Source organism: Bordetella sputigena (assembly GCF_965137885.1).
In the GTDB taxonomy this organism is placed as follows: domain Bacteria; phylum Pseudomonadota; class Gammaproteobacteria; order Burkholderiales; family Burkholderiaceae_B; genus Bordetella_C; species Bordetella_C sputigena.
The window spans coordinates 53,869-66,987 of sequence record NZ_CBCSCA010000016.1; the positions used below are offsets into that span (position 1 = coordinate 53,869).

General features: G+C 68.2%; 12 protein-coding genes. 4 read left to right on the plus strand and 8 right to left on the minus strand.

Annotated elements, in window-relative coordinates:
- Positions 1–5: 5 nt before the first annotated feature.
- Complete coding sequence (gene modA / locus ACNA0R_RS24240) at positions 6–761, minus strand: molybdate ABC transporter substrate-binding protein (protein WP_415828631.1); 756 nt, start codon at positions 759–761, stop codon at positions 6–8.
- A gap of 236 nt (positions 762–997) precedes the next feature.
- Between modA and ACNA0R_RS24245 the strand changes: the two genes are divergently transcribed.
- On the plus strand, positions 998–2,134 hold the full coding sequence (locus ACNA0R_RS24245; protein ID WP_415828632.1) for an alpha/beta hydrolase: 1,137 nt from the start codon (positions 998–1,000) through the stop codon (positions 2,132–2,134).
- 173 nt (positions 2,135–2,307) lie between these two features.
- Here ACNA0R_RS24245 and ACNA0R_RS24250 read toward each other — a convergent pair whose 3' ends face one another.
- From ACNA0R_RS24250 to ACNA0R_RS24265, 4 genes are all read right to left on the minus strand, one after another.
- Positions 2,308–3,204 carry an enoyl-CoA hydratase gene (locus ACNA0R_RS24250; protein WP_415828633.1) on the minus strand — a complete coding sequence of 299 codons (897 nt, stop codon included), beginning with the start codon at positions 3,202–3,204 and terminating at the stop codon, positions 2,308–2,310.
- A gap of 109 nt (positions 3,205–3,313) precedes the next feature.
- On the minus strand, positions 3,314–4,294 hold the full coding sequence (locus ACNA0R_RS24255) for an NAD(P)H-dependent flavin oxidoreductase (protein ID WP_415828634.1): 981 nt from the start codon (positions 4,292–4,294) through the stop codon (positions 3,314–3,316).
- Positions 4,295–4,408: 114 nt separating this feature from the next.
- On the minus strand, positions 4,409–5,875 hold the full coding sequence (locus ACNA0R_RS24260) for an NAD(P)H-hydrate dehydratase (protein WP_415828635.1): 1,467 nt from the start codon (positions 5,873–5,875) through the stop codon (positions 4,409–4,411).
- Between the two features lie 129 nt (positions 5,876–6,004).
- Positions 6,005–6,766 carry a sulfite exporter TauE/SafE family protein gene (locus ACNA0R_RS24265; protein ID WP_415828636.1) on the minus strand — a complete coding sequence of 254 codons (762 nt, stop codon included), beginning with the start codon at positions 6,764–6,766 and terminating at the stop codon, positions 6,005–6,007.
- A gap of 97 nt (positions 6,767–6,863) precedes the next feature.
- Between ACNA0R_RS24265 and ACNA0R_RS24270 the strand changes: the two genes are divergently transcribed.
- On the plus strand, positions 6,864–7,775 hold the full coding sequence (locus ACNA0R_RS24270) for a LysR substrate-binding domain-containing protein (protein WP_415828637.1): 912 nt from the start codon (positions 6,864–6,866) through the stop codon (positions 7,773–7,775).
- Complete coding sequence (locus ACNA0R_RS24275) at positions 7,772–8,068, plus strand: Rdx family protein (RefSeq protein ID WP_415828638.1); 297 nt, start codon at positions 7,772–7,774, stop codon at positions 8,066–8,068. Before ACNA0R_RS24270 ends, ACNA0R_RS24275 begins: the two co-directional genes overlap by 4 nt.
- 23 nt (positions 8,069–8,091) lie before the next feature.
- Here ACNA0R_RS24275 and ACNA0R_RS24280 read toward each other — a convergent pair whose 3' ends face one another.
- The 3 genes from ACNA0R_RS24280 to ACNA0R_RS24290 form a co-directional block, all read right to left on the minus strand.
- Positions 8,092–9,462, minus strand: coding sequence for an MmgE/PrpD family protein (locus tag ACNA0R_RS24280; protein WP_415828639.1), 1,371 nt, complete (start codon positions 9,460–9,462; stop codon positions 8,092–8,094).
- 111 nt (positions 9,463–9,573) lie between these two features.
- Positions 9,574–10,650 (minus strand): tripartite tricarboxylate transporter substrate binding protein, encoded by a 1,077-nt coding sequence (locus tag ACNA0R_RS24285; protein WP_415828640.1) that lies wholly within the window; start codon positions 10,648–10,650, stop codon positions 9,574–9,576.
- Between the two features lie 27 nt (positions 10,651–10,677).
- The gene (locus ACNA0R_RS24290; RefSeq protein ID WP_415828641.1) at positions 10,678–12,096 is read right to left on the minus strand and encodes an MmgE/PrpD family protein; all 1,419 of its coding nucleotides are present in this window, start codon (positions 12,094–12,096) and stop codon (positions 10,678–10,680) included.
- 134 nt (positions 12,097–12,230) lie between these two features.
- On the opposite strand from ACNA0R_RS24290, the gene ACNA0R_RS24295 reads away from it, so the two are divergent.
- Positions 12,231–13,118: a LysR family transcriptional regulator gene (locus ACNA0R_RS24295; protein ID WP_415828642.1), complete on the plus strand. Its 888-nt coding sequence runs from the start codon at positions 12,231–12,233 to the stop codon at positions 13,116–13,118.
- Position 13,119 lies beyond the last annotated feature (1 nt).

The following is a 13,119-nucleotide window of genomic DNA, read 5'->3' on the forward strand; positions in this document are numbered from 1 at the left end:
GCGTTCTAGCGCTTGTAGCCGAAGGAAAGAATGATTTTCTCCGCCTCCGGGCCCCGGAGGAAATCGACGAAGGCGCGGGCCGCGGGATTGTCCCTGCCCTTCTCGAGGATCACGGCATCCTGGCGGATGGGTTCGTGCAGGGACTCCGGCACGATCCAGGCCGAACCGCTGGTCAGCTTGCCGTCCTTGTAGACCTGGGACAGCGCGACGAAGCCCAGTTCGGCGTTGCCGCTGGCGACGAATTGCTGGGCCTGGCTGATGTTCTGGCCTTCGACGATCCTGGGCCGCAGTGCGTCCATCAGGCCCAGCTTTTCCAGCGTCTGGATTGCCGCCAGGCCATAGGGAGCCGCCTTGGGGTTGGCGATGGACAAGTGCGCGAAATGGCCTTGTTTCAGGACCATGCCGTCCTTGTCGACATAGCCGTCCCTGGCCGACCACAGGGCCAGCGCGCCCGTGGCGTAGGTAAAGCGCGTGCCCGGCACGGTGGCCTTTTCCTGTTCCAGCCTGGCGGGCGTGGTGTCGTCGGCGGCAAGGAACACTTCGAACGGGGCGCCGTTCCTGATCTGCGCGTAGAACTGGCCGGTGGCGCCGTAGGCAGCGGTTACGGTGTCGCCGGTCTTCTCCTGGAAGGCTGCGGCGATCGCCTTCATCGGCGCGGTGAAGTTGGCCGCGACGGCGACCTGGACATCGGCGGCAAGCGCCATCGTGCCGCTCAGCGCGGCGTACAGGCCGATGCCCAGGCGAACAACTCGCTGCTTCATCGCAACTCCCTTCGTTATGTTCGGATATATACAACGGGCGATATAGTACGCCAGATTCCACGTCGCCGGTTCCGGCCCTGGCTTGATAGCGGCACCACCGGCGCCAGGTATCCGCCGTTGCGCCGGCCCCGGTGTCTTTTAGAATCGAAGCGGTTACCGATATGGGCGCGCCGCCGGATGCCGCGCTCCGCGCGCCACCGTCACCCGCTCCGCCCAACCGCTTAATGCCTATGCCGATGCCCCGCACGCCAGCCACGCCGCTCCGCCGCCCGTACTCACGCGTACGGCCCTGGCTGCGGCGCGCCTGCGTGGTGGCCGTGCTGGCGCTGGCCGGCTGCGGCACCGCCTACCAGCCCATGGGGCCGGCACGCGCGACGCCGGCGATCGACGGCGACGAGCTGGTTTCGATCGACGGGGCACGCCTGCCTTTGCGCACCTGGCAGCCGGCGCGGGCGCCGTGGGCGGCCATCGTCGCGCTGCATGGGATGAACGATTATTCCAACGCCTTCGACCAGGCCGCCCGCTATTGGGCCGGATTGGGCATCGTCACCTATGCCTACGACCAGCGCGGCTTCGGCGCGGGCCCCCGGCCCGGCATCTGGGCGGATACCGCCACCATGGTCGCCGACCTGAATGCCGCCGTCGAGGCGGTTTCCGCCGCGCATCCGGGATTGCCGGTGTACGTGCTGGGCGAAAGCATGGGCGGCGCCGTCGTGGCGTCCGCGCTGGGCAGCCCGCCGGCGCTGGGGCAGCGGGCACCGCTATCGTCCCATATCGCCGGCGCGATCCTGTCCGCGCCAGCGATGTGGGGCCGGCAGGTCATGAACCCGTTCTACCGTTTCACGCTATGGCTGGGCTACAACACCGTGCCGGGCATGGAAGTCGAGCCGCCGCGCGGGTTGAAGATCATGCCGTCGGACAACATCGAGATGCTGCGCGCATTGGGCAGCGATCCGCTGGTCATCAAGCGCACGCGCATCGACGCCTTGAAGGGGCTGGTCGACCTGATGAGCGACGCCGAAGCCGCCCTGCCCGCCATCCCGCCGAATGTCCCGCTGCTGGTGCTGTTCGGGCGGCATGAACAGGTATTGCCGGACAAAGTGGTGACCGAAACCCTGCGCCGCATCGAAGACGCCCCCGTCGACGCCCGCCCTCGCGTCGCGCTGTACAGCGACGGCTATCACATGCTGCTCCGGGACCTGCAGGCCGAAATCGTCTGGCGCGACATCGCGGCCTGGATGCGAGCCCCCATGGTGGCGGCGCTGCCCAGCGGCGCGGAGCAGCATTACCCGACGGCACACGCCACGCCCCCTGCCCCACGCGCCCCCCAGGCCTACGCCGGCGGCGGCGCCCAACCTGTCGCGCCGCATTGAAAACTGGACATCCACGCGCCCGGTCATGACGTCGGCCAGCGCCGCCTGATCGCCCCGATAGGAAACATGCATCATGTCGTGCCGGCGGCCTGCCCTGACCATCGAAGATCGTCGGATCGAGCGCGGCCTGTTGTCCGGGCGTCGCGATAGCCGCGCCCGCGGCGGCGTCCTCGTCAGCGGAAACGGGGCGGTCGCTTTTCGGTGAAAGCGCGGGCGGCTTCGTGGTGGTCTTCGGTTTCCATGCAACGGAGCTGACGCCAGCATTCGCGATCCAGGGCCTCGTTCAGGCGCAGATGAGGCGCCTCGTTCAGGTTGTCCTTGATGTAGGCGATCGCGGTGCGGGGGCCGGCGGCCAATTGCCGCGCGATGTCCATGACGGCGGGCTCCAGGGCGTCTGTTTCGAAGACGGTATTGAGGAGTCCCAGCGACAAGGCCGTCGCGGCGTCCAGCATGGGAGAGGTGAAGAACAGCTCGCGCGCCTTGGCGGCGCCGACCAGGCGTGGCAGGAAGTAATGGGCGCCGAAGTCGCCCGACAAGCCCATGTCGACGAAGCCCGTGCGCAGGCGCGCCGTCGTATCGGCATAGCGGAGATCGCAGGCCAGCGCCAGGCTGAGACCCGCCCCTATCGCGTGACCGCGCATCATCGCGATGGTGGGCTTGGGCATGGCGTGCAGCAATTCGCAGATGCCGGTGCGGCGGCGCAAGTCGCGCAATCTGGCTTCGAAGGACAATGGCGGCGCGCCACTGGCTTCGGAGGACAATGGCGGCGCGCCCTGGGGCTGGGCGTCGGGCGATGCGCCGCGCGCGGCGGCATTGTTCGCCATGCGGACGACGTCGCCGCCCGCGCAAAATGACGGGCCCGCGCCGGTCAGCACGACGGCGCCGATCCCGTCATCGTCGGCGGCGGCCCGCAGGGCCGCCAGCAGGCTTTCGTACAGCGGCAGGCTGAGCGCGTTGCGGCGTTCAGGTCGATCCAGCGTCACCACCAGCACGCCGCCGTCGCGGACTTGCCGAAGGCATGGGTCGGCGGCAGGGGCGGCGTTGGCGCCCGCGGTTTCAAAAGGGATCACATCGTCTCCTTGCGTTGGTTTGCGCGAGGGCGTGGGTGGACATTGCGGCGTCCACGGTTTCACGCGCGCAACCCGGGCCGCCGCCGGCCGCGCAGCCTGCGGGCCGCGCTCAGGCCGCGGAGCGCCCCACCAGGCTGCCCAGGCGCTCCCGCACCAGGGTTTCGGCCTCCGATACGATGCGCTGCACGAGTTCCCTGCATGTCGGAATGTCGTGTATCAGCCCTTGCACCATGCCGACGGTCCACACGCCCGCTTCCGTATCGCCTTCTTCGTAGACGCGCCGGCCCTTGGCGCCCGCGACCTTGGGGCCTATCTGGTCTATGCCGGCGCCCGCGGCTTCCATGTCGATGATGCTTTGCGCGAGCTCGGAGCGCGCCACGCGGCTGCTGTTGCGCAATGTGCGCAGGATCAGGCAGGTGTCCGTTTCGGTGTTGTCGACGATGGCGCGCTTGATGTTGTCGTGTACCGGTGCTTCCCGGGTGCACATGAACCGGGTGCCCATATTGATGCCCTCGGCGCCCAGGGCCAGGGCCGCCACCAGGCCGCGCGCGTCGCCGAAACCGCCGGAAGCGATGACCGGGATACGCACCCTGGCCACCGTGGCTGGGATGAGGATAAGGCCCGGAAGGTCCGCCTCGCCCACATGTCCCGCGCATTCGAAGCCATCGATGCTGACGGCATCCGCGCCGATCTGCTCCGCCTTGACGGCGTGGCGCGGTGTCGTGCATTTGTGTATGACCTTGATGCCGGCGGCCTTGAAGGCCGGCATGTGGGACGCCGGATTGTTGCCCGCGGTCTCGACGATTTTCACGCCGCTGTCGATGATGACGTCGCGGTAAGCCTCGTAAGGCACCGGCTTGAGCGTGGGCAGGATGGTCAGGTTCACCGCGAAGGGCCGGTCCGTCATGGACCGGACGCGGCGGATTTCGTCATGCAGGGCTTCGGGCGTGGGCTGGGTCAGCGCCGTCAGGACGCCGAGCGCGCCGGCATTGGAGACGGCCGACACGAGTTCGGCCCGGCCGACCCACTGCATGCCACCCTGCACGATGGGATGCTCGATGCCGAGCAATCGGGTAATCGCGGTTTGCACGTTCAGATTGTCCTTGGTGTAGGCGTTGGCGTGTGCCTGGTTGATTGCCTCGGGCGGCGGCTTCCCGGCATTTGGCTTCGTAAGCGCGCGGGCATTCGTCCCGATCGCGACGGATTATCCACGCGCTTTCAGCTCGCGCAGAACGCCCGGTATCAGTGTGGGCAGGTCTTCCGCGATGAGTCCCGGACCATGCGCCGTAGCGGCCGCGCCATGCATCCAGGCCGCCGCGCATGCGGCTTCGAATGGCTCCATACCCTGCGCGAGCAGGCCCGTGATCATGCCGGTCAGCACGTCGCCGCTGCCGCCCGTGGCCAGATCCGGCGGCGCGTTGGCGTTGATGGCGACGCGTCCGTCCGGGGCGGCGATCACGGTGTCGGCGCCTTTCAGCAGCACCACCGCGCCGCTGCGTTGCGCGGCGCGGCGCGCGCTGGACAGTTTGTCGCCGGCGCGGTCGAACAGGCGGCCGAACTCGCCTTCGTGCGGGGTCAGCACGCAAGGCCCGCGTATCGCATGGAAAAGCGTCGCGGATTTGTCGGCGAAGGCCGTCAGGGCGTCCGCGTCCAGCACCACGGCGCGACGCGTGGCGAGCGCGGCTTGCACGTGGGCGCGGGTGGCGTCGGATACGCCGGCGCCCGGGCCGATGGCGATGGCGTTCTTGCGGGTGTCCGTCAAAAGTTCCTGGAAAGCCGCCTCGTCCGCCACCGGCTGCACCATGATGCTGGTCAGCGCCGCCGCATACACCGCCCAGGCCGGGCTGGGCGCGGCCACCGTCACCAGCCCCGCGCCGACGCGGGCCGCCGCCAGCGCGGACAGGCGCGCCGCGCCTGTCATGACGGCGCCGCCCATGACGACGGCATGGCCGCGCGCATACTTGTGACCATCCATGCGTGGCCAGGGAACGCGCGGCAGCCAGGCCGCGGGGACGTTCTCATGCGCCTGCGGTTGGATCGTATCCAGCACCGACGGCGGGATACCGATGTCGGCGACGACCAGCTCGCCGCACAGGGCGCGACCCGGCAGCAGCAAGTGGCCGGGCTTTTTGCGAAAGAAGGTCACGGTGCAGGCCGCCGGCACGGCGATGCCCCGCACGGCGCCCGTGCCGCCATCCACGCCACTGGGCGTATCCACGGCGCAGACGGGCAATGCGTGGTCCATCGCGGCCTGCAGCGTCGCCGCCGCCAGGCCCTCCACCGGGCGAGCCAGGCCAGCGCCGAATATGGCGTCGATGACCAGTTCCGCCCCTTGCAGGACCGATGGCGACAAAGGCAGTACATCGCCGCGCCACAGCGCGGCGTGATGAGCGGCGTCGCCTTTCAAGGCCTGTACCGTGCCAAGCAGCGCCACCGTCACCGGCCAGCCGGCCGCCGCCAGATAGCGGGCGGCAACGAAACCGTCGCCGCCGTTGTTACCCGGCCCGCACAGCACGGCCACCGGACGCGGCGTCCAGCGCGCGCGCACCGCCCGCGCCACCGCCGCGCCGGCATTTTCCATCAAGGTGATTCCGGCATGCCCGGCCAGCATCGCCGCCTGATCGGCGGACGCCATTTCCTGGGGGGTCAGCAGCGCGCAATCGTGGTTCATCCGGGCCTCCGTCGTCATCCGACGCCGCGGCATGTGCCGCGACGTCCTTAGACTTTAGCCTACCCAGTGCGCCCGATTATTTGAGGCATGACAAATCGAGGCGCAAGCGCCGCACGACAGTCCCATGGATCAGGCCAGCAGCAGATGCAGGCCCAGCGCGCCGACGCCGGCGAAGAAGCAACGGCGAAACACCGTGGCGCTGACGCGCTGCCGCAGCCACTGCCCGGCCATCATCCCGAGCAGCGCGGGCACCAGCGCCAGCAGCGACGCCCAGGCCTCGCGGCCGCCGAGCTGGCCGCCATGGATCAAGTCGCCGGCCAGCGCGATCGTCGATGCCGTAAAGGCCAGCCCCATGGCCTGGACCAGCGCGTCGCGCTCCAGCCCCAATGCCTGCAGATAGGGCACGGCCGGAATCACGAAGACGCCGGTCACCGACGTAATGGCGCCCGTGGTGGCGCCGACGACGGGCCCGGCCCAGCGCTGCGCATCGGGCGATACATGCATGCGCACGGCGCTCAAGCCTACGGCGGCATACAGCAGCAGGGCCGCGCCCAGGGCGTGGCCGGCCCAGGCCGTCTCGCGCCCGGCCAGCCAGGCGCCCGCCAGCCAGGTGCCGACGAAAACGCCGGCGAGCATGGTCCACAGGCGCCGCAGCAGGTACAGGAAACGTCCGCCGGCGGCCAGCTGCCAGACATTGGTGACCATGGATGGGATGATGAGCAAGGCCGCAGCCTGCGGCGGCGCCATAGCCACGCTGAGCATGGCAATCGAAACAGTGGGCAGGCCGAGGCCGATCACGCCCTTCACCAGGCCGGCCACGGCGAAGCTGGCCAACACCAGCAGAATCAGGGCGGCGCCGCCATCGCGGTAGAAATCGAACAAGCTATCCATGGCCGGCATGATGCCTGCCCGCGCCGCGCCCGGAAAGCGGTATTACACTGAGGCAGCCTTCGTCCCTACCGTAGGCAGAACCGAACACCCTCCTTCCATGCACTTCGACCTGACCGACCTGCGGCTATTCCTGAACACGACTGAAACCGGCAGCATCACGGCCGGCGCGGCGCGTACGCATCTGGCGCTGGCGTCGGCCAGTGCCCGGCTGCGCGGCCTGGAGGCCTCGCTCGGCACGCCCCTGCTGGCGCGCGGCCGGCGCGGGGTGCAAATGACCGCCGCGGGCCAGGCATTGGCCTACCATGCGCGCAGCCTGTTGCAGCACGTCGACCGCATGCAGGAAGACCTGGGCGATTACGCCAGTGGTTTCAAGGGGCGGGTGCGGCTGCTGTGCAATACCTCGGCCGTGACCGAACACCTGCCGGAACCCCTGGGCGCATTCCTGCGGGCGCATCCGAGTATCGACGTGGATCTGCAGGAACAACCCAGCCACCGCATCCTGCCGGAGCTGCGCGCCGGCACGGCGGACGTGGGCATCGTATCGGACGCGCTGGACCTCGCGGGCCTGTACTCGACGCCGTTCCGCCGCGACCGGCTCGTTCTGCTGGCGCCGCGCGGACACGCGCTGGCACGGCGCGCGCGCGTCCGCTACAGCGAGACGCTGGACCACGATCATGTCGGACTGCCAAGCGCGAGCGCCCTGGGCATCTATCTGGACGACCAGGCCGCCCGCATCGGCCGATCGTTGCGCGCCCGCGTACGCGTGCATGGCTTCGACGCGGTGGCCCGGCTGGTCATCCAGGACGCCGGGCTGGGCATCATGCCGGAATCCGCGGCGCGCCGCTGGGCCGGACGTGGCGAGGCCTGCGGCCGCGCGCGTCTGCTTATACTGGACGAACCCTGGGCCGACAGGCGCCTGATGCTATGCGCGCGCACGCTGGAGGCCCTGCCCAATTACGCCCGCGCCCTGATCCAGGCGTTGCAACCGGAAGCCGGAGATCCGCTATGACCGCACGCACGGCCGCCCGTATCGCCATTACCTACTGCACGCAGTGCCAATGGCTGCTGCGCGCGGGCTGGATGGCGCAGGAGCTTTTGTCCACCTTCGGCACGGACCTGGGCGAAGTCGCCCTGATCCCTGGAACCGGGGGCATATTCCAGGTGCACTGCGACGGCGCGCTGATCTGGGACCGCAAGGCGCAGGGCGGCTTTCCGGACGCCAAGACGCTCAAGCAGCTGGTGCGCGACCGGATCGACCCCGCGCGCGATCTGGGCCATATCGACCGCACCCAAGGCGCCTGACAGCGCCGCGCCGCCCGCCTGGACTATTTCATGTAAAGCCTGCGCAGCAGCCGCGCGTCCTTGACCTTGTCGATATTCCACAAGGTATCCAGAAGCTCGACGGCCCTGCCCTTGCCCAGGACCGGCGCCAGCAGATCCAGCGCTTTTTCGTTTTCCTCCGCCGGCGACAGCGGATTCTCGAAACTGCCCTTGGCCGCCATCGTCCGCCCACGCAGCACCCGGCCGTCCTTGAGGTGGACCTCCATGACGCACCGCCAGCGCCGCTGCACGTCCGTCAGCGACGGGTCGCCGACCGCATGCACGCGGTCGCGCATCTTCAGCACCGTGGGATCCTTCATCCGCTCGAAATCATGCGCGGACTTGAAGGTCAGCTTGCGGTCCAGCAGCATGACCGCCAGCAGATGCTGCACCGAGATATCCGGCATGGGCCGGTTGTTGACGATTTCCAGTTCCTTGTCCGGCATATTGGCCACGACTTTCTCCACGTCGGCCGCGCCGAAGCCATGTTCCGCCATCAGGTCGTTCAGCACGTGCATGGGGCCTTGTATGGGCCCGCCTATCGGCCAGCGCTTGATGGACGCGCGCAGCATCTCGTAGTTCTTGCCCAGATCGCGCGCCAGGTCCTCGCGGTCGAAGGCCTCCGGCGCGAAAGTGTGGAAGAAGTCGCGTTCGCCGGAAAAAATATCTTCCACGCCGGTCCAGCCCGCGGCGGCCATCATGGCCGCCTGCAGGCCGTTGTGGGCGGGCATGCCGCCCATGGCATAGGCTTTCTCGATATGTTCGGGATCGCGGAACATGGTGTACAGGCCCGCCGTCTGCTGTCCCGTATACGACAGCATGTAGCGCACTTGCAGCGGCGTCAGCCCCAGCAGCGTGCCGGCCGCGGCGGCGGCGCCGAACAGCTGCCCCGTGGCGCCGGCGTGGTGGCCGGAGCGCAGGTAGGGCATGGGCTTCAAGGTAAGCAGCATGCGCGCGCAGACGTCGTATCCCAGCACCACCGCGCGCAGCAGTTGCTCGCCGCTCAAGCGGCCGCGCTCCGCGATCGCCAGTGCCGCGGGGACCACGCTGGTGCCGGGGTGCGTCAGCGAAGGCGGATGCGTATCGTCGGTTTCATCGGCATGGCCGAACATGCCATTGGCCAGCGCGGCGTTCTGCACCGTGGTAACGATGCGCGTGCCTATCACGCCGGCCTCTTCGCGGCCCCCCAGCGGCTTGACGTAGTCGATCGCCTTCTTGCCCGGCAACAACCGCGATCCGGAGACCATGGCGGCGAAGGTATCGACCAGGTGCAGCCTGGCGCGGTCGGCCACCTTGGCCGGAATCCTGCGCGACGCCGCGCCCGAGATGTACCGGCTGAGCTTCTGCATGACCGCGGAGACTTCGTTGTTCTTCATCGAACCATCCTGTGTGGGATTACCTGAAGGGCCGGCGGCGCGCCGGCCCCTGCAAAACCCGGGCGCCCGCGATGAACGTGACGCGCCCGCCCTGTCCAGCCAGCCGTCGCCCTACTCCGCCTTGATGTTCATCTTGCGGATCAGGTCCGCCCAGGTCGCGGTTTCGGTCTTGATGGTCTGGGCGAATTCGCGCGGCGTATCGATGCTCAGCTCCAGGCCCTGCTTGGCCATGGCGTCGCGCACCTCCGGTTGCTGGATGACTTTCTGCGCGGCCGCCGCCAGCCTGGCCACGATGGCGTCCGGCGTCCTGGCCGGCACCAGCAGCCCGTACCACGAGGTCACGTTGAAACCCGGCAAGCCGGACTGGTCCAGCGTCGGCAGATCGGGCGCGACGTCCGAGCGCTTCATCCCTGTCACCGCCAGCGCGCGCAGCTTGCCTTCCTTGACGTGCGGCATGACGGCCGAAACGCTGCCGAACATCAGTTGCGCCTGGCCGCCCAGCAGGCCGATGGTGGCCGGGCCGCCGCCCTTGTAAGGGATATGCACGATATCGGTGCCCGTCCGCGCCTTGAACAGTTCTCCCGCCAGATGCAGGGGACTGCCCGGGCCGCTGGACGAATAATTGAGCTGCCCCGGCCTGGACTTGGCCAGCGCGATCAAATCCTGCACCGTGTGCACCGGCAGCGAGGGGTTGACCACCAGCACGTATTGCGCGGCCGCCAGCATGGTCACCGGCTTGAAATCCCGCTGCACGTCGAAGGGCAGGTTCTTGTACAACGACGGGTTCATGGTGAGCGCGGTATTGAACCCCATCAGCACCGTATAGCCGTCCGGGTCGGCCTTGGCCACGATGTCCGTGGCGATGTTCCCCGAGGCGCCGGCGCGGTTGTCCACCACGATGGGCTGGCCCAGTATGTCGCCCAGCTTGGGCGCCATGATGCGCGCCAGCGTGTCGGTGCCGCCGCCCGGCGGAAAAGGCAGCACCAGGCGGATGGGGCGCGCGGGCCATTTGGCCTCGTCGGCCGTGCCGCCGGCCGCGCTGGACGCGGCGCCGTACGTCATGGCGGCCGTGGCCACCACGCCACCCAATAGCGCCGCCATCGGCCGCAAGAAGGCCGTCGCCGCGCGCCGCCCTCCCGGGGTCCAAGGGCGCGCGCCGGCATCTTTCGCCGGGATTGCGAAATCCATGATTGTCTCCTTGCACCTGCTGCGTTGTTATTCCTGCGTTCCCGCGGAAAGCTCGCGCGTGATGTCCCGCACATCGCCGACGTCTTCCAGCCGGCGGACCAAGGCGATCGCGCGCTCGGCCTTGCCGGCCGGCCAGCGGCTGAACTCGGCGCACTCGCGGAATTTGTCGGCGACTTCGTCTTCCGACATCGGATTGGCCTTGTTGCCCTTGCCCGCATCGACGCGTTCGCCGTAGCGCGTGCCGTCGTTCAGCTCGATCTCCACATAGGAAGTGACAATGTTGTGATGATCGCGGGCGGCCTCCTCCGGCGTAAAGGTGGTGTAGTCGACCTTGGCGATGGCGGCCTGGACGTCCGGCCGCCTCACGTACTCGTCATGAAACTGGTTCAAGCCGCATCTGCGTTCCAGCAGCAGCGCCGCCAGGCAGAATTCCAGGCTGAACTTGGCCTGCAGCTCGGTGGTGGGATGGTGATGCAGCAGGGTATGGTGGATGTTCTGGCTGGTCTTTACGTGGATGCGCTTCACGTCGCCGGGGCGGATATCATGGCGCTTGACCAGTTCCAGCATCTTGGTCATGGCCGGATGGCCCAGGCTGCCGGTGGGAAAGGCCTTCAGCCAGATGCCGCGGTCGACGAACGACCACGGCTGGCCCAGTTTCCCCATCAGGCGCGACGCCTCGCAGCCGCCGCCCAGCGCCTGGAAGAAGCCGCGTTTCGCCTCCAGGATGATGGGCGACGCGGTGAAGCCGCGCTGCCGCAGATCGGCGGCGAAGATGCCGACTTCCGCCGAACGCCCCGCGTGGAAAGGCTTGACCGACTGGCCGAAGTTTTCCTGCAGACCGCCCGCCTGGCTGGCCGCGATGCCCAGCGTGGTGGCGATGCCGGCGGCGTCCATGCCGTACAGCCGCCCCATCGCTGCCGCCGCGCCCAGCATGCCGCAGGTGGCGGTCGCATGGAAACCGTTCAGGATGTGGTTGATATGCGTGGCGTCGAACAGCCTGCAGGCCACTTCCACCCCGACTTGATAAGCCAGCAACAGCTCGCGGCCCGATGCGCCGCGGGCCTCGCCCGCGGCCAGCACCGCCGACAGTACGGGCGCCGTGGGATGCACCCCCTGGAAGCGTCCGGTCTCGGCCTGCAGCGTGTCGTCGTAATCGTCGGCATGCATGGCGGTGCCATTGGCCAGCGCCGCGAAGCGCGGCGACAGTGTCAGCGCGGTGCCCAATACCGTGGCCGGACCGGGACAACCCAGGTCGTGCAGATAGCCCGCCAGGACCCGTCCGGGCTGCGATATCGCACCCGGCAACGCGACACCCAGTGCATCCAGTATGGCCTTTTTGCCTAGCTGCCGGACTTCCTGCGGAATGTCCTGTTCGCGCGTATCCACCACGAACTCCGCCACGTAGCGGGTCAGCGGCGGCGCGCCGGCGGCGCCGGTCGTCGTCATGATGTGCTCCTTCCTTATCCGGCCGGCCGCGGGATTCGCGGGCCGGCGCATTTTTGAATATGCGCGAAGAATGAAGAAGCCCGACAATCGTGTAAAGTGCAAATATTCTTAGGATTATTGCGATTTACGCATAGATGAATTTCGACCTGGCAGATCTGCGCGCCCTCGTCGCCGCCAGCGACCATGGCAGTTTCCGCGCGGCGGCGGAAGTGCTGTGCATTTCCCAATCCGCGCTCAGCCGCCGGATAGAGAAGCTGGAAACCGCCCTGGGCCTGAGGCTGTTCGAGCGCACCACGCGGCGGCTGGAGCTGACCACCGCCGGCCGCGGCTTCGTGCACAAGGCGCGCCACGTACTGAACGAACTGGAAAGCGCGCTGCTGGGCACGCGCGACCTGGCCGAGCGCATGTCGGGCGAGGTCACCATCGCCTGCGTGCCGTCGGCCGTGGCGTTCTTCCTGCCGCGCGTGCTCAAGGCCTATCACGATGAGTATCCGCGCATACGCCTGCGCGTCCGCGACGAAACCTCGGCGGAAATCCTGACCACCGTGGCCCGCAGCGAAGCGGACTTCGGCCTGACCTATATCGGCACGCAGGAGCCGGACATCGAGTTCCAGCCCCTGATCGAGGATCCGTTCGTTCTGGCGTGTTCGCGCGAACACCCGCTGGCGCGCAAGCGCAAGGTGCGCTGGTCCGAACTCGCGGCGCATGACTACGTCACCGTCGCGCAGGGCAGCGGCAATCGCATGCTGATCGATCAGGCGCTGGCCAATACCGCCACGCTGCCCCGCTGGTTCTGCGAAGTACAGCACGTGCCGGCGCTGGTCAGCCTGGTGGAAGCCGGCCTGGGCGTGGGGGTGGTGCCCAAGCTGGGCATGCCGCACCTGGGACACGCGACCCTGGTCAGCGTGCCGCTGGTCGAGCCTTCGATCTCACGCACGCTGGGCTTGATCCGCCGCCGCGGCCGCGCGTTGTCGGCGGCGGCGCAACGGCTGTACGACTTTATCGTGCAGTCTCATCTTTGAA

What these genes read in the sequence shown, in the direction of transcription:
- modA (WP_415828631.1), bottom strand. Translation starts at nt 761, where the DNA reads ATGAAGCAGCGAGTTGTTCGCCTGGGCATCGGCCTGTACGCCGCGCTG.
- ACNA0R_RS24245 (WP_415828632.1), top strand. Translation starts at nt 998, where the DNA reads ATGCCCCGCACGCCAGCCACGCCGCTCCGCCGCCCGTACTCACGCGTA.
- ACNA0R_RS24260 (WP_415828635.1), bottom strand. Translation starts at nt 5,875, where the DNA reads ATGAACCACGATTGCGCGCTGCTGACCCCCCAGGAAATGGCGTCCGCC.
- ACNA0R_RS24265 (WP_415828636.1), bottom strand. Translation starts at nt 6,766, where the DNA reads ATGGATAGCTTGTTCGATTTCTACCGCGATGGCGGCGCCGCCCTGATT.
- ACNA0R_RS24270 (WP_415828637.1), top strand. Translation starts at nt 6,864, where the DNA reads ATGCACTTCGACCTGACCGACCTGCGGCTATTCCTGAACACGACTGAA.
- ACNA0R_RS24275 (WP_415828638.1), top strand. Translation starts at nt 7,772, where the DNA reads ATGACCGCACGCACGGCCGCCCGTATCGCCATTACCTACTGCACGCAG.
- ACNA0R_RS24280 (WP_415828639.1), bottom strand. Translation starts at nt 9,462, where the DNA reads ATGAAGAACAACGAAGTCTCCGCGGTCATGCAGAAGCTCAGCCGGTAC.
- ACNA0R_RS24285 (WP_415828640.1), bottom strand. Translation starts at nt 10,650, where the DNA reads ATGGATTTCGCAATCCCGGCGAAAGATGCCGGCGCGCGCCCTTGGACC.
- ACNA0R_RS24290 (WP_415828641.1), bottom strand. Translation starts at nt 12,096, where the DNA reads ATGACGACGACCGGCGCCGCCGGCGCGCCGCCGCTGACCCGCTACGTG.
- ACNA0R_RS24295 (WP_415828642.1), top strand. Translation starts at nt 12,231, where the DNA reads ATGAATTTCGACCTGGCAGATCTGCGCGCCCTCGTCGCCGCCAGCGAC.